We start from the raw sequence: 21,183 nt of genomic DNA on the forward strand, positions 1-21,183 counted from the left end.
TGGCGGGCAGGAATGACAGGCGCGTTTGCTTGATGGGAGCGGTATGAGTCGAGAGGCTCACGTACCGTTCTGCGAGAGGCTGCGGGGGCAGTTCCCGCGGTCTACTCAACCTATTTAACATAAGCCTGCGTGATGCAGCACCTAATAGTGCTTCTGCCGCAGGATGATTTATTTTTCTCGCCAGTGCTTCTGCTTTTGCAAGACCTTTCCCGAGAAATTCAGAAAAATTTCGTGCCGCAACTGCCATACCAAGTATCGTATTCAGGTAGGTAAAAGCTAAATACACAATTTTTCGATTCGCTTTCAATGGATCATTTCTATCAAAACCAGATTGTGCCAATAAGGTATAGAATGTATAACTTTTCATAATCAGATCAAATCCAGTTAGACTGCTATCCAGTACAATACTAAGAGACCTGTCATAATGTGACATAAATTTAATATTAAATTTAGGGTTGTTAACTTTAATGGTAGGTATTTTTAGTTTCAAATCTCCCGTATAATTTTTAACTCGATTTGACCAATTAAATACTGCCTTTCCTCCCTTCTTTTGAAAGTTGACTTTGGCTTTTTTACCCCATCTCATCGTCTTATCGATAAGCCCTTGTTGTTTATATCTCTCCAGATCATTGATCAATTTTGTTACTTCTTTTTCTGTCAATAAAACAGACCCTCTATATTCTTCTACCCCCAAAGCACCAAAAACTTTATTGGTAAAAGTCTGGGTTACCTTTTCAATACTTTTTGCATATAAGCTGACAGAACCTTGGGCTATTTTTTCCGCGCCCCACGCAAGAAACATCCCTATGACTTCACCTGTTGCACACAATATTTTATCTATTCCTTTTGTAATATAGTTTGTCATCAAGAGCTTGTTAGCACCATCATGTCCTAGTGTATTGACGATCCCATTGTGAATAACAGTCCATGAACTACTTTCATCTAATGCAGGCTTACCGCCAATAATATGTTCTAATGTCGACGTTCCCTCTGCTGTTCTCTGTAATGGCTGCATTAATTCTGCAATAAGATCACAATATATTTCAAACTCTTGACCATCTTCTTCTGTCAGGTCACTTTTTTTATCACTTAACGAAAAAAGTACTTGAGATAATGTGATAATCCACCTAATTTACCCGCAATATTCGGACTTTCAAAAAATTCTTTGTATATTTCAAGAACTTTTTCCTGCCTTTTTTTTACATCTACAATGGGATCGGTAAGTTTAGGCCACCAGGTTTTCCAATTTTCCTGATGTATATGTTCTTTAAAATATTCTTTAATATTTTCATCTTTTGATGCAGCAATTATCTCGACAAACTGCCCTATCGTAAGAGGATAAATATTTGTTGCAGAATAACTTAGCTGCCAAAGGTTAAGTAACTCATAAGCCATTAAAATATCACGCTGATATCCCACAGGGTCATGCAATACCACAATATTCGCTTTATCTTTGTAATAAGGACAGATAAGACTGTCTATATAACGCATTTCCATATCTGCATTCATGAAAAAACTGCCTTCAGTTGTGACATCTCCCAAATCAGCAGATTGTAAAAGCGGATCGGATAATTGATTTTTGTATGCCTGAAATTGTTTTTCAGGATCTTTGAAATCTTCCACTAATCCGTCGAAATGTTCTTGCTTGGCATCAATGGCATAATCTGATGCCTTACTATCTAAATCTACAAATTGCATCGCACTCTTGCGGAAGTTTTTATCGTTATCCATCTTATTCAGGATAGATTTAGCCAGCTTGACTTCACTGTAAGCGATGCTGATTCGGGTCACATCTTTATCAATTGCCAGAAAAGGATAGCCTAATCCCGCTGTACCGCTGGCAGGGTGGATTTCTTCCCACGATGAGCTTCCGGCTTTTTGCTCATATTTGGTGTATTTTGTGACCATTCCCCTTTTGCCCTCTAATGTGACAATTTCAGGGCTGAATTTGAAAATCAATAACTTGCCATCCTGTTGGGAGCCTCTGGTTTTAATCGGCCCTTCTTCTTTGACATAGATCCAACCCGGTCTTGGCATTCGAATGCTATAGCCCCCCAAAACGCTTGCATTTAATGAATTATCATAAGGATCAATAAAAGTCCTTATTGGTGGCGGTAATTGAGCATTTACCCATTTGTCACCAAAAAAATTCATATAAGCATATCTGACAGGATAAACAGGCCGGATATTGGCGTCACATGGCCTGACAACGGTATCCATATCCAACTCATGAGGTATGCGGGCATTCGCCTCATCGACAATTTTTTCAAATATTTTTTCCGCTTTTTTCGCGGCTGTCTCAAGGGCGTCATTCGCGCTCGTCAATATCGATTTTTCCATTTCTCTTATTTCCTTATGTTAACTTAATGCCCGGTTTTTAAAACAATACTCATAACAAGCCAGCGCCCGCACCTCTTGCGCCTGTGCTTGTGTACAGGCATGTTGCCATGCCCGTTGCCAGAGCTCTTCGTTATCCCGCGCCAGACTTCTGCCCGCTACCAGATACAGAATGGAACGCTGATGAGCGAAACCCGCCAGGCAAGCAAAATTGGCCTGTTGCACAACAAAGGCTGGCAATTGCTTCTTCTGTTCTGGCGACAGTTCAGGTTGGGTCTCTGCAATAAATTTCACTATCTGAGCCACTGCCCGCTCTTGGGTTTGCCCCGCCAATAGATTCATCAGATAGGAGTTGATTGTCACGGACGCCGTTTTCTCCTGATCCAATGTGTTTTCAGCCAAAGAAAGGGCGTAGTACTGCGTCGTCTGGCTATCGAAATAACCGATGCGCGTTATCGGGCGCATAAAGTGCATCAGTTGTTCATCCGGCAGGCTTTTCAGTAGCGGGATCAAGCCTTGCGGTACATAGAAACGGTAAAACACCCATGATCGTTGTTGTTCATTTCTCAGGTAGGTGAATTTACGCAGGTGATTACGGATCACGGGAAATGGCTGGTCACTGTCGATAAAAATTCCCGGTTCCGGGGTGATCGGTTGAGTGATCTTTTGCTGAAAAGCAGAGTGCACCGTGGTGTCATCGGTTAATTCCACCAGATAAGGGGCGCTGTCTTCGAGCGTGATTTGGGTTTCTCCCTGAAACAGGCTTTCCCATCGCAGGTTGGAAACCATCAGGTCAGGCACGATAAAACTGCCCATGACCCGACGGTAAACCGTGGCATCAATCACCATATAGCGGTATTGCCCGCTCTCTCTGGCAGGCATGGTTTCCGTCACGGCGAACTGCAATACGCCACGCTCGGCAGGCAAGAGGGTGTTGATATTGTGTTCGTTCAGCGGGATCACCCGTGCATTCCGCTCCACCCCCTGCCGGAACTGCCGCAATAGCGGCAATTCGACACAAGAGCTGGCGGCAAGGTATTCAGGCAACGGCTGAATACTTTGGTATTGCCCCGGTAAATGTCCCGCCTGTAGGACATATTCCACCAGCGCCGACAAAGCCTGCGGCCTGCTCGTTGCATGGACAATCGTCCGGGCAGAGTAGTGTTCGCCTTGTTGCGTGGCATAGGAATAATCCACCACCCAATGTTCGGTATAATCGGGTATCCAGGACATTATTCTGATGACTCCTGCTGCTTACGGGCTTTTTCCCGGCAATCCTCAGCCATTGCCAACCCTTCATTGGCTGATCCGCTGAGTGATGGCACCGTGCCCGGGCTGCCCCCTGTGACCGAAACATCCCCTTGCAGGGTGATTTTGCCGGTGATTGTCACCCCTGAACCATCCAGCATAATCGACCCCGCCTTGCCTTTGATCAGCACGGATTCGCTGGCCTGTAGGGTATGGACTTTCGTCAGGGTTTGGATGTTATTCACGACGTTTAGCGTATAGTTGTTATTCACCTTAGCGGTTTTATCTCGACCAACTTCCTGTAAATGATCAGCAAAGATATTCTCCTGCCAGTTGTTGTTAATGCGGGTTTTGCGATCTTTGGTGATGGTTTCAAACTGGTTAAGGTCAATCTGGATGTGCTGTTCATGCATGATCCGGATGAATTCATCGTTGCCGATTTCATGTTTGCGGTTGTTCAGTACATGGTGGCTTTCATCGTGACCGACACGTTGGGTTTTATCGTGGTTTATCTGGATAAGCTGGTCTTTCTGGGCGTGGATATAGATCTCTTCACTGCCTTTCGCATCTTCAAAACGTAATTCGTTAAACCCCTCACCTTTGTGGGTGTGGGTCTTGAAGGTGGTACGCGTTTTTTCCGCCGGCAGATCCAGCGGTGGGCGGTTGCGTCCGTTGTAGGTACAGCCTGTGACGATTGGGCGATCGATATCCCCGTTCAGGTAGGAAACAATCACTTCCTGACCAATGCGCGGAATTGCCATAAAACCATAGCCATCACCATTCCATCCCTGCGCTACACGCACCCAGCAGGAAGCTCGGTCATCTGCTTCATCGTAACGGTTCCAATGGAAATGAACTTTGATAGCGCCATGTTTATCAACGTAGATCTCTTCACCTTCCGGCCCCACGACGGTTGCCACTTCATCTCCATCCGCCAGCGGCTTATATCGGAAAGGCGGACGCCAATCCTGCCTGCCCGGAATAAAGGTAACGTGATTGGTTAAAGTTGTCCCTTCACCCGCATCTCTGGAGGCTTGTGGTTGATTCCCCTGATGCGTGACAGTAACCACCTGCCAGCGATCATTCATCGTCGCAATCGGGTGGGATTGCAGAACGAAGATCCGTCCCGGTCTTAATTTAATACAGTTGGTACTCGCTTTGCCGACTTTACTCTGGCTCTGCAACTGCTCCAAACGCAGTTGGGTGAAAGGGCGACCCTCTGCATCCATCTGAAAACGGCCATAACTCTCAAATACAGAATGGTTTCTGCCATCATCTGACGCAGCCAGATGTTGCAGAGGGTAGGAAGGCCGAAGGAAATTATTATCTTTATGGATTGTTTCATCCGGGCACAGATATTCACCGTAATTCCACTGCCATGCAGTCGAATCACTGTTATCCGTGTTTGCTTGTACGTTGTAGGTCAACGTCAATGCTGCCAACATGCCGAGGTGGGAATTGCTGTAAAACAGTTTGTCCTCTTCAAACCAGAACATGATGCCTTCTTCCGCCGCCAGCCGGCACCAGAATTCATAAGCGGATTCGCGTTTCTGGGTGGTATATTCCCGTATCGAATGCTGCTGGTGATCTTTGTAGAACTTGTTGTCTGCCCTGATGCGATTTTCTTTCAATAACTGATTAAGAATATCCGGCACGGATTGATGGTGGAAAATCCGGCTATCCTGATTGAGCGTCATCAGCCACATTTCGGGGCGAATAATAAAGGTGTAATAGGTTTGTCGGCCATCGGTGTTGCCTTGCTCGGCTCCGGCCACAACACCATTAACGGTTCGCTCAATGACGCCATCCCTAATCACCGTCAGAGAAGCACTGGAACCCAATTGTTCATTGAGTGCCACATTGTCAAAGGAACTGACGACTGTCATAGAAAGGTGAAACAGTTGTGATAACCCTTCCTGTAAGCTGAAATTCACTACCTGAAACGTTGTCTGCGGCAGGGCACCTACCTGACACGTAAAAACTAATCCATCCATTGTAGAAACTCCTTACATAATTGAGCGATAACCTTGAATCATTGAAGGTGACAGATACCATTCCGTCCCTGTGGGTTGGTTGAGCACGCGCATTCGCAGCCATGTCCCTTGGGAGAGGCAGAACGGGAAGAATTGGTATAGTGAATTGGCGAATCGATACATTTCGCCAGCATCGGTATAAGCGGTTTCATCCAGCATCAGGGTAACCAGCAGGCAACGAACGGGCCTGTCCCGGATCATCCTGTCACCCCATTTTGCTTTTATATTGGCAATCCCGCCGATCATGCGCCGGATATTCCGGCTGGACGTGCGATCAGTATCTGCATACAGATCAAAATCCTGTAGCAGCTGTTTGACTGATGCGCTCATCTCCAATAAATGGCTGCCGACAGAATAATGCGACAACAAATCCCAGTGACGATGGCTATCAACAATCGGAGGATAAGTTTGTGAAGTGGGAGTGATATTTTTTAATTGAAAAACTTCGGGAACATTTTCTCCCGTCTGGCAGATCTCGCCCAGTGCAAGAGATGCCTGATATTGTTCGAAACCATAAAAATGGCAGATGAACTCGCGCTCAGGCGGTTTACGCATCAATTCCGCTTTACTGCCATAGAAAATCAGCTCGTACTGTATTCTGCCCAGCGCATCTTTACTGACTTCAAGCGCATAGAACCAAGCTTTGTCATACTCTGGGTGATAACGTTCCATACCTGTCAGGAGGCTGACCGGATAAAACCGATATTCATCCCCGCGTCTTTCCTCTTCTGTGTTTGGCTCATTTTTCAGTTCAATACCTGCAATATGCAGAACACCCTGAGTCGGCATTAAGGGTAAACGATAGCGAGCTGTTTCCGGGGCAAAGGGAAGAGTTACCTGACTGTTACGCGCCATATTAACCACAGGTGCGCAATGAAGCTGGAATGCAGACTTTATTTGAGCTGCTGACAACGGCAATACGGTATTCAAAGTCAGGACGACACTGAATTCACGATGTTCTGCCAGTTTTAATCGCTTTGCCATTGTCGGCAGAGGTAAATTCAGAAATTGGTTAACATGTGGCAGATAAAGGGACTCAATCAACAGTTGTGGTGCCCAGTTATCTCCTGTAGCAGATGACAGAACCAACCGGGAAGCACCTGAGCGTGGTTCAAACCGATCTCCGTGCGCTTTATACACCTGCCCATCGTGATGCAGTTCAGCACCCTCATAATATTGAGTCAGCCCCAGCATCAGAGCATCAGCAACTTGCTCATCACTGCTCAGGAACAAATTAATCGGCTGGGTCAGCCACTCTTCTTCCTTACCAATATAACGAAATTTTAAGGTGATTTTAGTTGTCTGTACTTGATGAGTTATGTCACGTGACACTAATATCAAAGGCTCAATAGGACATTCCCGGCAAGTGACAAATGGCTGTCGATGATGAGTATGAACTTCTGTTCCTGCCGGAATGGAAAAAGCAAAATCCCCCTGTGCGCCACTGTCAAACTGAATAATGCTGGTCGCAGGAATACCTTTGATCGGCTGTGCCCGTAATTTTTGCAGTAACGGCTGAGTCAACTCAGGGAAGGCATCACCTACCTTCTGACTCAAACGGGCCATTAAAGCAGCAAAACCCTCATTAACCCTTTCAGCATCAGGATCCCTGCCACTAAGTACATCTTCAAGATGTGGTTTCTCTTCACGCGCAGATTTTGCAAGTTGCCTTAAGTAATCAAGTTCCCACTGATAATAATATTCAAACGATTTCACAACTGACTCCTGTTCCTTAAAGCGGCATGTTGTGAGAATGACCACTTTGCATTTATACCCGTCCTTCAAGTTGCAGCGTTGTTGGCACTCTGGAATACATAGGGTATATGTTTAGTTTATTAATTTCAGGTAAGTGCAAAACCTTTACCAATTCTTATGAATTAAAAATGGCCGCTTAATATATACACTGTCAGTTGTATGTCAAAACAAAAAATAGCGAACATATTGTTCCTTTATTCCCATTTCTTCATCGCAAAAACTTACGGAAAGCGCGGATCTTGTGGTAAACCGCGCCGCTGCCACTGAGCAGCCAGACCCGACGCGTGGCCTTCTCGCCATTACGTTGATGGCGTTTCATCAATAGGGATAACCGCCGATTGTTTCAGGTGTGCGCTGATAGCCTGATGTAACTATGAAGACATCTTCATTACAGTTGAAAAATGAAAACAGAGGGTGTATCACTATTAGGGAAAGCTATTAAATTCACCCGATCCTATAAATATTCCTAATAACTGGAAAATCTCTTTTCCTTTCTGATTTGCAATTCTTTTGGCTAGTGTCTTAACTTAGGGCATAGAAACGTAACTTGACTCTTAAACAAATAATCTAATCAGATTCGGAGGTTGTATATGGGTATCCTGTCATGGATTATCTTTGGCTTAATTGCCGGGATCCTTGCTAAGTGGATTATGCCGGGAAATAACAACAGCGGCATCATTATGACAGTGATTCTGGGCGTTGTGGGCGCTGTTGTGGGAGGGTATATCAGCACATTCTTTGGAATGGGAAAAGTTGATGGTTTTAATTTGGGCAGCTTCTCTATTGCCGTTATCGGCGCGATGCTTGTCCTATTTGTATACTATAAAATTTCTAATCAGTAATTTTATAGACTTATCTTAAGGCTCACAATTCATATGATAAATAACAAGAAAGGGCATGTTATTTCGATGCCCTTTACTATCGTTATTTTTCTAATGGAAGTGAATCATCAGCTCCCCATTCAGCCCAAGAACCATCGTATAATCCAACTTCTTTGTGACCAATCATATCAAGCCCCAATACTAAGACGGCGGCTGTCATTCCAGAGCCGCAGCTAGTAATAATCGGCTGGTTTAAATCAACGCCTTGTTTGTGGAAAATTGCCGCAATTTCTTCTACGGGTTTATAACTTCCATGATCAATCAATGCTGTCCACGGAACATTTTTAGCACCGGGGATATGGCCCATTCTTAAGCCGGGACGAGGCTCTGGCACTTTTGCCTGAAAACGGTCTTCCGCTCTGGCATCAATAAACTGTATCGGTTCATTCTTATGCAGGATATTCAGGATCTGCGCCTGAGAACAAATTTTTTCGGGGGTAAACTGAACACTAAACACGTCGGGCGAATGAACAACTTCTCCTGATTCGGTTGGATAACCCGCCTGCTGCCAGCCTTGTAACCCGCCTTCCAGAATGCGGATATGGCGGGCGCCAAAAATTTTGAATGTCCACCATGCTCGTGGAGCAGAGAACATATTTCCCTGATCGTAAATGACCACCAGATGGTTTTCACTGATGCCCATTTTACTAACCGCCTGACAGAAAGTTTCTGGTTCTGGCAGCATGTGAGGCAGGTTGGTCTGTAGATTGGCAACTTTATCAAGGTCAAAGAACTGAGCGCCGGGAATATGCTTATCTAACCAGAGTTGATGATAATCGATGGATTGAGTAGGCATCGGGGCGCTGGCATCAACGATAACGACATTCTCATCATGGAGATGCTCGTTTAGCCATTGTGGACTGACAAAATATTCATTTTTCATGAGCTTCCTCATCTGGTGTCGTCATACCGGATATTACAACCTGATACGTTGTCGAAAATGGATGCTGTAATATCAGGTATTGTGATAAAAGCTGATTTATTTATTGTTGCTCTACTGGGGCGTTTTCCTGCTGAGTCTGTTGTGGTTCTTCTGCTGGTGTTGTGGAGCGGGTGTACATATTCAACCCTGCCAGAAAGACGCCACCAATTGAGCCGATAGAAAATAGTATGATGATAATGAGCAGGAGTTTTTTCATCTCTGTATCCAATAAGGTTTTTAATAAAGTGTTATAACAGCCATAAACATGCCAAAAGATAGAAAGCCAAAAGTATATCGGCTTCTATACTTCAGACAAGCAATAACCATTTTTATCGTATTGACAGTAAAACAGCCTGAACGCTGGGAACAACTTCCCAGTAATGAGTCAGGGCAAACGGGTCTAAATTGACCAACGTGATTAACTGAGTACATTCGGTACATAGAGATAGGATTGGTCGCTGTTTTGCCCCGACCTAAAATAGGTTCGTTATCGCACTATGATGCCAATGCCATCAAGTACCGTCACCAACCGAAAGCTCAACCGCTTGAGCTGGTGATCCCTCGCTTGCACCTTTACCATGAAGTGTAAAAAGCAGAAAACGAAACGCTACTGAATGTTCACTGATTATGATAAAAGCATGTAATAACAAGCTGTATTTTTTCAATTTGGAATTATTTCAATATAAGGAATAATACAATGAAGTGGAGTAAGGTTTTTATCCTATTATTTCCGGCCTACAGCCGCAGAAACCCCAGAGACCCATTGCTGGCTGTAGCTCAAGGATTAAAAGAAAGATACGATATACCCAGTTTACGCAGGTTTACCACGCATGCGATTCCCGGATATTGCTGCTTACCGCCACCCCACAGTCATTACCTGCAATCAGAAACCAAACCCTTTGCTGAGTGCGATCTTAATTCAAAATTAATCGTTATTGCCCATGGCCGGGATCATGGCGACGCGATTCATCATGATACATTTGGCAAGATTGATGGTGCGTCATTTGCCCGTATGCTTATTGATTATGGGTTAACCCAAATTGGTTTGATATCAATGAAAGCCTGTGAAGTCGGTAAAGGTGTTTTTTTACCCACACTGGTTAAAACCTTAGTCGAGGAAGGCGTAAAAATTGGTTGGGCAATAGGTTATAAATCACCTGTCAGATTCATGGAAGAAGAAAAGGCTATCGCAACTGGCTGTTTTGATTTATTGACTCGTCAATGTTTCAAGCTACCGGATAATTTTAGAGTTCGCATTCTGCAAGGAAATGCCTTTGTTATCATTCCAGATAGTGAGCGGTTCCGATACCGATAATATCTTGGTTACGTTGCTGGCAAAGCATTCGCCTGCCAGCAATGACCGTATTTATCATGATACGGTATCAACTGTTATTCCAAGCTCTGTACTCGTTGTTATTGCGCCATATATGACTGTTACCTGTATAAATAAGAGGTGGTGCCTCTAATTAATTGAATTTGATGTATAATGCTCGTTTTTGAGGTTCTCTCATGGCCAGCGTTTATGTTCATTGTCCCCGTTGTCAGTTCTCTCTGGTTTACCGTCATGTGTTCTGCACAACAAAATTAGGACACTTTTCTGAAGGAGTTTTCATACTCCGCTGGCGATAAATAATTATTCGCTGTGTGTAATCGAGTTAAGTTGTAATAACGCAGGTAATCCAAAACATCTTGTTTCATCTCCTCTCGATTTGCATGCTGTTTTTTAAACAGCCAATCATGTTTCAGGCTGCCAAAAAATCGTTCAACGACCGCATTATCCCAACACGCTCCCACATCGCTTTGACTCGGACGCATATCATAGCTTCTCAGCAGAGCCAGATATTGACCTCCGGTATATTGACTGCCTCGGTCGCTGTGAAAAACGCAGCCTTTTGAAGGATAGCGTAAGTTACCGCGATCACTAAGATATCAATAAAACGGTGTTTGACCTTCCCCAGGCAGCGTGGCTCGGGAAAATCAGAAAAAATATCGACTAATACTTTCATCAGTTCCCTCTAAAAATGAAGGTATTATTCACTAAATATTTTCATGCGTAACCCCTGAGGGGGGATGCAGGGCAAACGGGTCTAAATTGACCAACGGGATTAACTGAGTGTATTCGGTACATAGAAATAGGATTGGTCGCTGTTTGTGATTTATAATCAGCATCCTGTCAAGGATAACCGTAGAAACTGCCATGCAAGCAACTACCCTCAGAAATGCCTTTGAGCACCTCACTGATCCGCGTGTTAGCCGAACGAAACAGTATGCCTTCATTGATATTCTGACCATCTCGATTTGTGCCGTGATCTGTGGTTGTGAAGGCTTCAATGCGATTGAAGAGTACGGTAAATCCAAAGAAGATTGGTTTCGGCAATTTCTGGATCTTCCCAATGGCATACCCAGCCATGATACCTCTAACGATGTGATAAACCGGCTTGATCCCCAAGAATTTGGGCACGCTTTTACCCAATGGGTGAACAGCTTAGCCAAACTATCCGATGACATTATCGCGTTGGATGGCAAAACTTTGCGGGGAACGCTCGACAAAGCCAATGGTGTTCCCGCTCTCCATCTGGTCAGCGCCTGGTCAGTCGCGAATCAACTCTGCTTTGGTCAGGTGAACGTCTCGGATAAATCGAACGAAATCACCGCGATCCCAAAACTGCTGGCCTTGCTGGATATTGAAGGGTCTACCATCACAATTGACGCGATGGGCTGCCAGTACAAAATCGCTGACCAGATTGTCGAGAACTAGGCCGATTATGTGCTGGCGTTAAAAGGCAACCAGGGCGAATTTCACGACGATATCAAACTCTTTTTAGATACCCAGTTGACAAAAGATTTTACGGGGATTTCTCACGCCAAAACCCAGAGCACGGAGGGCGATCATGGTCGTATCGAACAGCGTCAGTTGTGGCTGGTTAACGATATCCATTGGTTGCGGAAACAGCACCCTCAGTGGCACACGCTGGGCGGCATCGCGGTTGTGGGATCTTGGCGTGAAGAGCAGGGAAAACCCGCGAGTTATGAAAGACGTTACTATATCACCAGTCACCGTGATAAGTCGGCCGACTTTATCGCGTGTGCAATACGCAGTCATTGGCACATTGAAACGAAGCTGCACTGGCAGTTGGACGTCAGTTTTGGTGAAGACAGCCAACGCCTGAGAAGTGGTCATGCCGCTGAAAAATGAGAAAACAGTTAAGGTGGGTGTGAAAACCAAGCGTCAGAAAGCAGGCTGGGATAATAGCTATATGCTGAAAGTCCTCACGGTGGATTTTACGTCAGTATAATTTAGACCCGTTTACCCTGAGTAATGAGTATATAAAGCTGATTTGATACTCACTCTATGGGAGAATAGCCCTCCAATTTTTAAGCAGTAAAACTTATGGCACTTTCCAGTTCAGTAAAAAATCAAATTAGCCAATGGTATAAGGCATTATCCATCCATATTGATGGTTTCATCCCCCGAGCACCTCAGCGCCAAATGATTGCTGAGGTTGCAAAAACACTGGCGGATGAAGAAGGGCGGCATTTGGTGATAGAAGCGCCTACGGGAGTAGGAAAAACTTTATCGTACCTGATTCCGGGGATTGCCGTCAGCCGGGCAGAACAGAAACCATTGGTGGTGAGTACGGCCAATGTTGCCTTGCAGGATCAAATCTACAGCAAAGATTTGCCGTTGTTACGCAAGATTATCCCTGATCTGAAATTCACGGGCGCTTTTGGCCGTGCACGTTATGTCTGCCCGCGTAATCTGGAGGCGATTTGTGCCGCAGAGGGAGAACAGATTGATCTGATGTTTCTGGTCGAAGATCGAACGGAAGTCGCCAATAGTGAAGAGCGTGAGCTATGCCGCCGGTTGCGTAATGATTACTCGGCTTTTGTATGGGACGGCTTGCGTGATCACCATAAACTGGCGTTATCGGACTCATTGTGGGCAAAGGTCAGTACAGATAAGATGAACTGTCTGGCGCGAAATTGTCAGTTTTATCATCGTTGTCCCTTCTTTCTTGCCCGCCGGGAGATTGATAATGCGGATGTTGTCGTTGCCAATCACTCTTTGGTTATGGCTGCGCTGGAAAGTGAATCCGTTTTACCGGAAGCAAAAAATCTGCTGTTGATATTGGATGAAGGGCATCATATCCCTGATGTTGCAAGGGATTCGCTGGAAGTTGAAGGGGAAATTACGTTATTCCAGCTTAATGGGCAGTTAGATTCCTTTATCCGTCATGTAGAACAGTATCTGATTCAATTCCGGCCAACCAAACCGCCTGCGTTGGCAAATGTCACACGATTGCAGTCTCACTGTGAAGCAATCGGTGAACATTTTAAGGAGTTGGCAATGATAACACAGGCTTTATTGCCTGAACGTGGTGAAGCGGAAGAATATTTATTCGAACTGGGAAGATTACCGGATAGTTTGCTGTTGTGTTGTCAGCAGTTATTTAAGCTCACCGATGGGTTACGTGGTTTAGCAGAAGCGATTTTAAATGACCTGAACGATCAAACGGCTAAACAGGATATTGTCCGGCTGCATCGGGCCATCCTGCAAACCAGCCGGACATTGGGCTATTTTGAGAATATGGCAAAATTGTGGCGTTTGGCCTCGCAGGAAGAGTCTTCCCACGCACCGATATCAAAATGGTTAACACGCCGCTATGAGAAAAACCAATCACACCTCTATTTTCACTGTGCAGGCATTCGGGTCAGCGAACAGCTCACTCAGCTACTATGGCGTAACATTCCCCATGTTGTGGTGACATCGGCGACATTGCGTTCGCTGAATAGTTTTTCTCGTATTCAGGAACTGACTGGCTTACATGAAAACTATGATGATCGTTTTGTCACTCTGTCATCGCCTTTTGAGCATGTACGGCAGGGGCGTTTGATTATTCCCCAAATGACACAGGAACCGACGATTCAAAATGAGAGGCAGCATCTTGAGGAAATGGCGCGTTATTTCCGTTCGCAGGTGATAGACGGGAAACATCGGGGAATGTTGGTACTTTTTAGCAGTCAGCGCGCAATGGAAGGTTTCCTCACTTTTGTGACAGACTTGCGGTTGATGTTATTGGTACAGGGTGATCAGCCCCGTTATCGGTTGGTAGAAACGCATTGCAAGCGTATTGATGAAGGGCAAGCAAGCGTTCTGATTGGATTGCAGTCATTTGCAGAAGGGCTGGATTTAAAAGGTGATTATCTTTCTCAGGTACATATTCATAAAATCGCCTTCCCGCCTGTGACCAATCCGGTCATTATCACCGAAAGTGAATGGCTGAAATCATTGAAACGCTACCCATTTGAAGTACAAAGCCTGCCAAATGCTTCCTTCAATTTGATTCAGCAAGTGGGAAGGTTAATTCGTAGCCATGAGTGTTATGGTGATGTGGTAATTTATGACAATCGTTTATTGACTAAGCGCTATGGGCCACGTTTGTTGAACTCTTTGCCTGTATTTCCTATCGAGCGGCCTGATGTACCCTCGGAACAGGCGTTGGCGCTAATGAAAAAGGATAAATAATGTAAAACTCAACATTATTTATCCTTTAACCAAAAACAGGTTTGTAACTGTTATTTATCCTACTTTTTTCAGGAAGCAGGTTTTCAGTACTAACCCTTTGATTTTGTCAGCATTACACTCAATCTCATCTTCGCGATGAGTCAGGCGGATGTTTTTGACCAATGTTCCACGTTTCAAGGTCTTGGAAGTACCTTTTACTTTTAAGTCCTTGATGACCTGAACTGAATCACCGTCATTCAGCAATGCACCGTTGGAGTCTTTGACTTCGATATCCATTGTATGGCGTCCTCATGTTTATTTTTGAAACAGACCGGGATTATAGAGAGAAAAACGATTTTTTTAAAGGTTAGTGTAATTTTTTAGAATATAACTGCTATTTTTAACTGTTTTTCTTATCAATTGTATGCAAAGATGTAAAAAAGGCCACAGGAGTGGCCTTAATGTTTTGAAAAATAATATTTTTATTTTATTGCTCAATGTTTGCTTCGATAAACCATAAAAATTTGTCGAGATCACGGGAGGCCGCAGTAAACATATCTGCTGTGTTTTCATCTTCCGCATCAACAATCGCCTGACGAATATCATTGGCAACAATGGCATAACGATCTGCCAGTGCCTTAAGATGATCTTGTACATCATGAATGTTTGTTGGATAACTTTTCAGCGTTGTACGTTTATTCACTTCCTGAACGGTTCCTAATGCTGTGCCACCCAATTGAACCGCGCGTTCTGCAAATATATCCAGATGCTCAATAATGGCACTGCGGAAACTGTCCAGCATTTCATGAATAGCAATGAAATTCCGGCCACGCATATTCCAGTGGGCCTGTTTAGTCAGCATGGATAGATCGATAAATTGGATCACCATATGATTCAAGGCGATAATCGATCTCTGTTTAACATCTTCATCAACATTATTGCGGGTATAAAGAAGGCCAGAAGTTTGGGTTTTGATTAATTTTGCTGTACTCATAATAGTTCTCCCTTAATTCCGATTAATGAATTGCCTCATTAGATTTGATAATTATAGCTGACAAATTTTCGTGAGCCATATCGCTTATTCCTATTGTATTAATAGGTATTGGTATTAATGGGTATAATGTTGATGGGTATGATATTGATAGATATTTTATGAAAATAAAAAACCGGAGGATATTGGGTTTCCTCCGGTCTGAATAAATAATGCCAGTATTTTGGTAAAAATAACTATTCTATTTTTTCTATTTTAGTGTTTCGTTTAATGGTAGATGTGGAGCCGATAGAAGCACAAATAATGCAGAAAAGAGCAACCCATTGAGTCATTGTCAAATGCTCATTAAGGAAAATAATACCTGATAATGCGCCTAATGCTGGCTCAAGGCTCATTAATGTCCCAAATGTTTTGGCTGGCAGGCGAGTAAGGGCAATCATCTCCAGCGTGTAGGGGAATGCGGTAGATAAAATGGCGATCCCCAATGCAATCGGCAGCAGTGAAACATCAAACAGTAATTCAGGGCCAGTCTGTATTAACCCGACCGGGAAGAAGATAAAGGCAGCAATCAGTGAGCCAATAGAAACGGTAGCTGCGCCATAGCCAGCTCCTGCACGTTGCCCGAAGATAATATAAAGTGCCCAGAAGACACCGGCTCCTAAAGCATACAAAATCCCGATAGGATCAAGTGTACTGACACTATCCCCGATTGGCAGGAGAAAGCCTAATCCGGCGATGACCAAAGCAATCCAGAGAAAATCCAGTGGGCGTCGGGAAGAAAACATGGCAACGGCCAGAGGCCCTGTGAACTCAAGTGCAACGGCAATGCCGAGAGGGATGCGGGACAAGGCCATATAAAACAGATAATTCATCGCCCCGAGTGAAATACCGTAGGCAAAAAGAGGAATCAGAGAATCCCGCTGAAATTTCAGACGCCACGGTTTAAAAATCAGAAAGAGAATCATTGTTCCCAACGCAAGTCTCAAAGCTGTGACACCAGGTGCACCGATGACATGGAATACTGTTTTAGCCAGTGAGGCTCCGGCCTGAATTGATGTCATCGACAGTAGCAATAAAATAATGGGCAACAGTGGAAAAGAAGCTGCCCGATGTTTAGAAAGAGACATTTAAAAAAAACCTCAGTTACAACGTATTAATTAGGGGAATGTCATCTTCGCAGTGAAACAGATATAACTCAACAGTATTATCAGTTGTACGCTTGTGAGTCTATCGTATAATCAGAAATTAAAAAAATAATGGAGTTTAGTTATGAAAGAGAATGTGATTAAAAATGCACCAGAAAAAAAGGTTCTGTAAAAAGTATTGCGGTTTATTGTGGCTCAAGCCTTGGTATATCTGAGGTTTATAAAGAAAGCGCGATATCTTTTGCAACAGAGCTGGTAAAACGTGACATTACTTTAGTCTATGGTGGAGCAAGCGTAGGGATTATGGGAACGGTTGCGGATACGGTCCTGAAAGCAGGTGGTAAAGTGATTGGTGTTATCCCGACCTTGCTGGAAGAGCGTGAAATTTCCCATAAGAATTTATCTGAACTCCATGTTGTGGAAACTATGCACCAGCGCAAAAGCAAAATGATCGAACTGGCAGAGGGGTTTGTTGCTTTGCCCGGCGGCTTTGGCACACTGGAAGAATTCAGTGAAGTTTTTACCTGGAGCATGATTGGGTTGAATAACAAACCGTGTGGTATCCTCAATATTAACCAATTCTATGATCCTCTGATTTCTATGATCGACAGAATGGCAGATGAGCAGTTCTTGCAGGAAAAATATCGTCATATGGCAATTGTTGAACAGGACCCTTCTTTATTACTCGACCGTTTTAATGATTATGTTGTTCCTTCTGTTAAAACTTATTTCAAATAATCTCAACTTAAGGAGAAATATAGTGATAATAAGAACAGCTTTGATAAAGGATATTGAGGCGATTTTATCTCTCTATTATGTCTTGTTTAGCGAAATGGCAGCGTTACAGCCAGATAGGATGAAAGCGACTGAACAAGACAGAGATTTTATTGTTTCCAATGTGAATAATAGCAAATTTCACTTACTTGTTGCGGAAGATGGAGATCGCAGCATAAAGGGATTTGCCATTGCACAAGAACAAAAGACACCGTCTTTTAACTGCCTGGTTCCCAGAACTTATGGCCATGTTTTTGATCTGGTAGTAAGTCAGGATGCCAGAAATCTCGGTGTTGGCCGGAAGTTATTGGTTGGGATGCAGAAATGGGCAAAAGAAAATGGTTATTCACATCTGGAACTGAGTGTATTATCTCAAAATGTGGATGCAATACGCTTTTATGAAAGGGAAGGGTATCAGGAAGTGAATAGAACTATGGCGATTACTCTGTGATCCTCACATCCGGCTCGATTACACTCCAAGTTTTATGTGCAGTCCATGCTCAATCTGTTTGCAACAATAAGTCTCTATTTGAACCATCAGAGTTACACTCTGATGGTTCATGTCTATTTGTCTCTATAAGTTGTTTTCTGGTTAGTTAATCTGTTTAGCAATTGTGGTAGCCATCGGTAAGAATGAAAAATATGATCAGGATGAATTAGCCAGCTAAAGTTAGCCATAATGAGTTCATTTCTTAGTATTATTGTTGAAAGCCATTCGATACTCTCTTAATACCTCGTCGATAATCCAACTGGTGCGGGCGGAAGATTCTCCATTGGATGGGCAAATACCCTTACCCTGTATCTCAGCAATAATTGTCTGGATTAATGGCATTTGAATATGTTTTGGATTTTCAAAATGGTACTGATGATGTTGGTTATTTTCATCATAATATGAAATGGGGGAGTCACCGAATGTTGCAAAAACTATCCTGCCTTTGTCTCCGATAATTTCGACTTTATCCTCACGGGAACTGGCGACAAAATTCCAAATTCCAACGCCCTGAATCTGGTTTTCGAACAGAAATGACATGGAAACGCAATCCTCGGCGGGATAGGCTTTTGCCTGTGAGTTGGCATGCCCTTTAACTGAGATAATTTTACCGAGCAGAAAATCCAATATATCAAGTGTGTGGCAAGCCAAATCAACAAATAAGCCGCCACCGGATATTTCTGGCTTTACAAACCATGGCAAATTATCAGGATCTTGATAGATAGAAGCCATTTCCCTGAATAGCATGCAATTTACAATTCGCGGTGAACCAATTGCCCCGGAATCAAGTAACTCTTTTATTTTGATAAACCTGGGTAAAGCCCTACGATAATAAGCGACGAACAGCGGGACTTTTTGTAATCGGCAGATGGCAATCATTTCGTTGCATTCTTCAAATGTCAGTGCCATCGGTTTTTCAACATAAACCGTTTTTCCCGCTTGTGCTGCCAGAATTGTATATTCTTTATGGGTAGAAGGTGGGGTCGCAATGTATATGGCATCAATTTCAGGATCATTAACCAGAGATTCGGCATCTGAATACCATTTTCTGATATTGTGCCGCTTGGCAAAATCTTTGGCTAAATCAGCATGGCGGCGCATTACCGCCACTAATTCAGAGTCTTCTAGTTTGTAAAAAGCAGGGCCGCTTTTTACTTCAGTGACATCACCACAACCAATAATTCCCCATCTTACTTTTTGCATTGTATTTTTCCGGCGCATCAAATTGTTGAGTTGTAAAATTCAGGGAAAGTTTATAATAGAACTGCTTTGGGGTCTGTATTTCCCTGTTCTATAGATTAGTTCTGTTTATGTAAAAAATAATTAGTATTCAGTATGTTATTTGATGTTTTTCTCTAATTTTGAAACTGAGCAACGCATTCTGGCGATACTTTTTTCTGCTTGTGGCATAATACGCGGCTATCAATTTTATAAACTCCCTTTTTATTCACTTTAAGAGCAAAAGTTGTGTTAAGTACAAACAACATCACCATGCAGTTTGGCAGTAAGCCACTGTTTGAAAATATTTCTGTCAAATTCGGCAACGGCAACCGTTATGGTCTGATTGGTGCGAATGGGGCAGGTAAATCTACGTTCATGAAAATCCTGGGCGGAGATTTAACCCCAACTTCCGGTAACGTCGGCCTTGATCCAAATGAGCGTCTGGGTAAATTGCGTCAGGATCAGTTTGCATTCGAAGAATATACCGTGTTGGATACGGTCATCATGGGGCACTCGGAGCTGTGGGAAGTTAAGCAGGAACGTGACCGCATTTATGCCATGGCCGAAATGAGCGAAGAAGATGGCTATCGTGTGGCTGATCTGGAAGTCGCCTATGGTGAGATGGACGGTTACAGTGCCGAAGCACGTGCTGGTGAACTGTTACTGGGCGTGGGTATTCCTGTGGAACAGCATTATGGCTTAATGAGTGCAGTCGCTCCGGGCTGGAAATTGCGTGTATTGTTGGCTCAGGCGCTGTTTTCTAATCCTGATGTCTTGCTGCTTGATGAGCCAACCAACAACCTGGATATCGATACTATCCGCTGGTTGGAGCAAGTGCTTAATGAGCGTGATAGCACGATGATCATCATTTCCCATGACCGTCATTTCCTGAATACCGTATGTACTCATATGGCTGATTTGGATTATGGTGACTTGCGTCTGTTCCCAGGCAACTATGATGAGTATATGGTGGCGGCAACACAGGCCCGCGAGCGCCTCATGGCAGATAATGCGAAGAAGAAAGCACAAATTGCCGAACTACAGGCTTTTGTTAGCCGTTTCAGTGCCAACGCCTCTAAATCTAAACAAGCAACTTCCCGTGCTCGTCAGATTGATAAGATCCAGTTAGATGAAGTAAAAGCTTCCAGCCGTCAGAATCCTTATATCCGTTTTGATCAGGATAAAAAATTGTTCCGTAATGCGCTGGAACTGGAAGGTCTGACCAAAGGGTATGATAACGGGCCGCTGTTCAAGAACCTGAATCTGCTGGTGGAAGTTGGCGAGAAGATGGCGGTGATCGGTGAAAACGGCATTGGTAAAACCACATTCCTGAAAACGCTGATCGGAGAGGAAGCGCCAAATAGCGGTACGATTAAATGGTCTGAAAACAGTGCCATTGGCTATTACGCACAGGATCACGCCAGTGATTTTAACTGCGACCTGACTGTCTTTGAATGGATGAGTCAATGGAAGCGCGAAGGTGATGATGAGCAGGCAGTGCGCAGTATTCTTGGTCGTTTATTGTTCGGTCAGGATGATATCAAGAAGAAAGTGGGTGTGCTTTCCGGTGGTGAACAAGGCCGGATGCTGTTTGGTAAGTTGATGATGCACAAACCAAATATTTTGGTGATGGACGAACCAACCAACCACTTGGATATGGAATCGATCGAATCTTTGAACCTTGCGCTGGAGCTCTATCAGGGAACGTTGATTTTCGTCTCCCATGACCGTGCTTTTGTTAGCTCATTAGCCAGCCGTATTCTGGAGATTAAATCCGATAAGGTGGTTGATTTTAAAGGTACTTATGATGAGTATCTGAGAAGCCAGGGTATTGCTGAGTAATTCTGCTTAACGTTTATAGCCCCGTTTATTTTACGGGG

20 protein-coding genes and 2 pseudogenes are annotated in these 21,183 nt (G+C 43.9%); 9 read left to right on the top strand and 13 right to left on the bottom strand.

Annotated features, from left to right (window positions below):
- The 5 genes from AAC854_RS01305 to AAC854_RS01325 all read right to left on the bottom strand — a co-directional run.
- A partial coding sequence (locus AAC854_RS01305; RefSeq protein WP_340615552.1) for a hypothetical protein occupies nt 1-1,015 on the bottom strand: 1,015 nt, incomplete at its 3' end.
- A 74-nt stretch (nt 1,016-1,089) separates the two neighbouring features.
- A complete protein-coding gene (locus AAC854_RS01310) occupies nt 1,090-2,340 on the bottom strand; it encodes a toxin VasX (protein ID WP_340615553.1) in 1,251 nt (416 codons plus the stop codon).
- 18 nt (nt 2,341-2,358) lie between these two features.
- The gene (locus AAC854_RS01315; RefSeq protein WP_340615554.1) at nt 2,359-3,570 is read right to left on the bottom strand and encodes a DUF4123 domain-containing protein; all 1,212 of its coding nucleotides are present in this window, start codon (nt 3,568-3,570) and stop codon (nt 2,359-2,361) included.
- Nucleotides 3,570-5,579, bottom strand: a complete 2,010-nt coding sequence (tssI, locus tag AAC854_RS01320) for a type VI secretion system tip protein TssI/VgrG (RefSeq protein ID WP_340615555.1) — start codon at nt 5,577-5,579, stop codon at nt 3,570-3,572. Before tssI ends, AAC854_RS01315 begins: the two co-directional genes overlap by 1 nt.
- 12 nt (nt 5,580-5,591) lie before the next feature.
- Nucleotides 5,592-7,334, bottom strand: a complete 1,743-nt coding sequence (locus tag AAC854_RS01325; RefSeq protein WP_340615556.1) for a type VI secretion system baseplate subunit TssF — start codon at nt 7,332-7,334, stop codon at nt 5,592-5,594.
- Nucleotides 7,335-7,963: 629 nt separating this feature from the next.
- Between AAC854_RS01325 and AAC854_RS01330 the strand changes: the two genes are divergently transcribed.
- Nucleotides 7,964-8,215, top strand: a complete 252-nt coding sequence (locus tag AAC854_RS01330) for a GlsB/YeaQ/YmgE family stress response membrane protein (protein ID WP_340615557.1) — start codon at nt 7,964-7,966, stop codon at nt 8,213-8,215.
- An 82-nt stretch (nt 8,216-8,297) separates the two neighbouring features.
- Here the strand turns inward: AAC854_RS01330 and sseA are convergent, their stop codons facing one another.
- Together sseA and AAC854_RS01340 are read right to left on the bottom strand one after the other, a co-directional pair.
- Complete coding sequence (sseA, locus tag AAC854_RS01335; RefSeq protein ID WP_340615558.1) at nt 8,298-9,137, bottom strand: 3-mercaptopyruvate sulfurtransferase; 840 nt, start codon at nt 9,135-9,137, stop codon at nt 8,298-8,300.
- 100 nt (nt 9,138-9,237) lie between these two features.
- The gene (locus AAC854_RS01340; RefSeq protein ID WP_340615559.1) at nt 9,238-9,393 is read right to left on the bottom strand and encodes a hypothetical protein; all 156 of its coding nucleotides are present in this window, start codon (nt 9,391-9,393) and stop codon (nt 9,238-9,240) included.
- Nucleotides 9,394-9,627: 234 nt separating this feature from the next.
- Between AAC854_RS01340 and AAC854_RS01345 the strand changes: the two genes are divergently transcribed.
- The 3 genes from AAC854_RS01345 to AAC854_RS24185 all read left to right on the top strand — a co-directional run bounded on the left by AAC854_RS01345 (nt 9,628) and on the right by AAC854_RS24185 (nt 10,805).
- Nucleotides 9,628-9,765 carry a DNA replication terminus site-binding protein gene (locus AAC854_RS01345; RefSeq protein ID WP_340615560.1) on the top strand — a complete coding sequence of 46 codons (138 nt, stop codon included), beginning with the start codon at nt 9,628-9,630 and terminating at the stop codon, nt 9,763-9,765.
- 108 nt (nt 9,766-9,873) lie between these two features.
- On the top strand, nt 9,874-10,491 hold the full coding sequence (locus AAC854_RS01350) for a hypothetical protein (RefSeq protein WP_340615561.1): 618 nt from the start codon (nt 9,874-9,876) through the stop codon (nt 10,489-10,491).
- Nucleotides 10,492-10,685: 194 nt separating this feature from the next.
- Nucleotides 10,686-10,805: an IS1 family transposase gene (locus AAC854_RS24185; protein WP_422824017.1), complete on the top strand. Its 120-nt coding sequence runs from the start codon at nt 10,686-10,688 to the stop codon at nt 10,803-10,805.
- On the opposite strand, the pseudogene AAC854_RS01355 reads toward AAC854_RS24185, so the two are convergent.
- Both AAC854_RS01355 and AAC854_RS01360 read right to left on the bottom strand, forming a co-directional pair.
- Nucleotides 10,761-11,087, bottom strand: a pseudogene (locus AAC854_RS01355) (integrase core domain-containing protein); the annotation flags it as partial. The gene AAC854_RS24185 and the pseudogene AAC854_RS01355 overlap by 45 nt on opposite strands.
- Nucleotides 11,003-11,182 carry a hypothetical protein gene (locus AAC854_RS01360; RefSeq protein WP_340615562.1) on the bottom strand — a complete coding sequence of 60 codons (180 nt, stop codon included), beginning with the start codon at nt 11,180-11,182 and terminating at the stop codon, nt 11,003-11,005. The gene AAC854_RS01360 and the pseudogene AAC854_RS01355, both read right to left, overlap by 85 nt.
- 191 nt (nt 11,183-11,373) lie before the next feature.
- Here AAC854_RS01360 and AAC854_RS01365 point away from each other — a divergent pair.
- Together AAC854_RS01365 and dinG are read left to right on the top strand one after the other, a co-directional pair.
- Nucleotides 11,374-12,472, top strand: a pseudogene (locus AAC854_RS01365) (ISAs1 family transposase).
- Between the two features lie 95 nt (nt 12,473-12,567).
- On the top strand, nt 12,568-14,703 hold the full coding sequence (dinG, locus tag AAC854_RS01370; RefSeq protein WP_340615563.1) for an ATP-dependent DNA helicase DinG: 2,136 nt from the start codon (nt 12,568-12,570) through the stop codon (nt 14,701-14,703).
- Between the two features lie 54 nt (nt 14,704-14,757).
- Here dinG and AAC854_RS01375 read toward each other — a convergent pair whose 3' ends face one another.
- From AAC854_RS01375 to rhtA, 3 genes are all read right to left on the bottom strand, one after another.
- Nucleotides 14,758-14,979 (bottom strand): alkylphosphonate utilization protein, encoded by a 222-nt coding sequence (locus AAC854_RS01375; RefSeq protein ID WP_047964691.1) that lies wholly within the window; start codon nt 14,977-14,979, stop codon nt 14,758-14,760.
- A 190-nt stretch (nt 14,980-15,169) separates the two neighbouring features.
- Nucleotides 15,170-15,676 carry a DNA starvation/stationary phase protection protein Dps gene (dps, locus tag AAC854_RS01380; RefSeq protein WP_340615564.1) on the bottom strand — a complete coding sequence of 169 codons (507 nt, stop codon included), beginning with the start codon at nt 15,674-15,676 and terminating at the stop codon, nt 15,170-15,172.
- Between the two features lie 233 nt (nt 15,677-15,909).
- The gene (gene rhtA / locus AAC854_RS01385; RefSeq protein ID WP_340615565.1) at nt 15,910-16,800 is read right to left on the bottom strand and encodes a threonine/homoserine exporter RhtA; all 891 of its coding nucleotides are present in this window, start codon (nt 16,798-16,800) and stop codon (nt 15,910-15,912) included.
- A gap of 195 nt (nt 16,801-16,995) precedes the next feature.
- Between rhtA and AAC854_RS01390 the strand changes: the two genes are divergently transcribed.
- Both AAC854_RS01390 and AAC854_RS01395 read left to right on the top strand, forming a co-directional pair.
- Nucleotides 16,996-17,556, top strand: a complete 561-nt coding sequence (locus AAC854_RS01390) for an LOG family protein (RefSeq protein ID WP_340615616.1) — start codon at nt 16,996-16,998, stop codon at nt 17,554-17,556.
- 22 nt (nt 17,557-17,578) lie between these two features.
- Nucleotides 17,579-18,043 carry a GNAT family N-acetyltransferase gene (locus tag AAC854_RS01395; protein ID WP_422824018.1) on the top strand — a complete coding sequence of 155 codons (465 nt, stop codon included), beginning with the start codon at nt 17,579-17,581 and terminating at the stop codon, nt 18,041-18,043.
- 234 nt (nt 18,044-18,277) lie between these two features.
- On the opposite strand, the gene AAC854_RS01400 is transcribed toward AAC854_RS01395, so the two are convergent.
- Nucleotides 18,278-19,285 (bottom strand): Gfo/Idh/MocA family protein, encoded by a 1,008-nt coding sequence (locus tag AAC854_RS01400; RefSeq protein WP_340615566.1) that lies wholly within the window; start codon nt 19,283-19,285, stop codon nt 18,278-18,280.
- A gap of 264 nt (nt 19,286-19,549) precedes the next feature.
- Between AAC854_RS01400 and AAC854_RS01405 the strand changes: the two genes are divergently transcribed.
- Nucleotides 19,550-21,145, top strand: coding sequence for an ABC-F family ATPase (locus tag AAC854_RS01405; protein WP_340615567.1), 1,596 nt, complete (start codon nt 19,550-19,552; stop codon nt 21,143-21,145).
- The last annotated feature ends 38 nt before the right edge of the window (nt 21,146-21,183 follow it).

It is taken from the genome of Xenorhabdus entomophaga (assembly GCF_037996725.1).
In the GTDB taxonomy this organism is placed as follows: Bacteria; Pseudomonadota; Gammaproteobacteria; order Enterobacterales; family Enterobacteriaceae; genus Xenorhabdus; species Xenorhabdus khoisanae.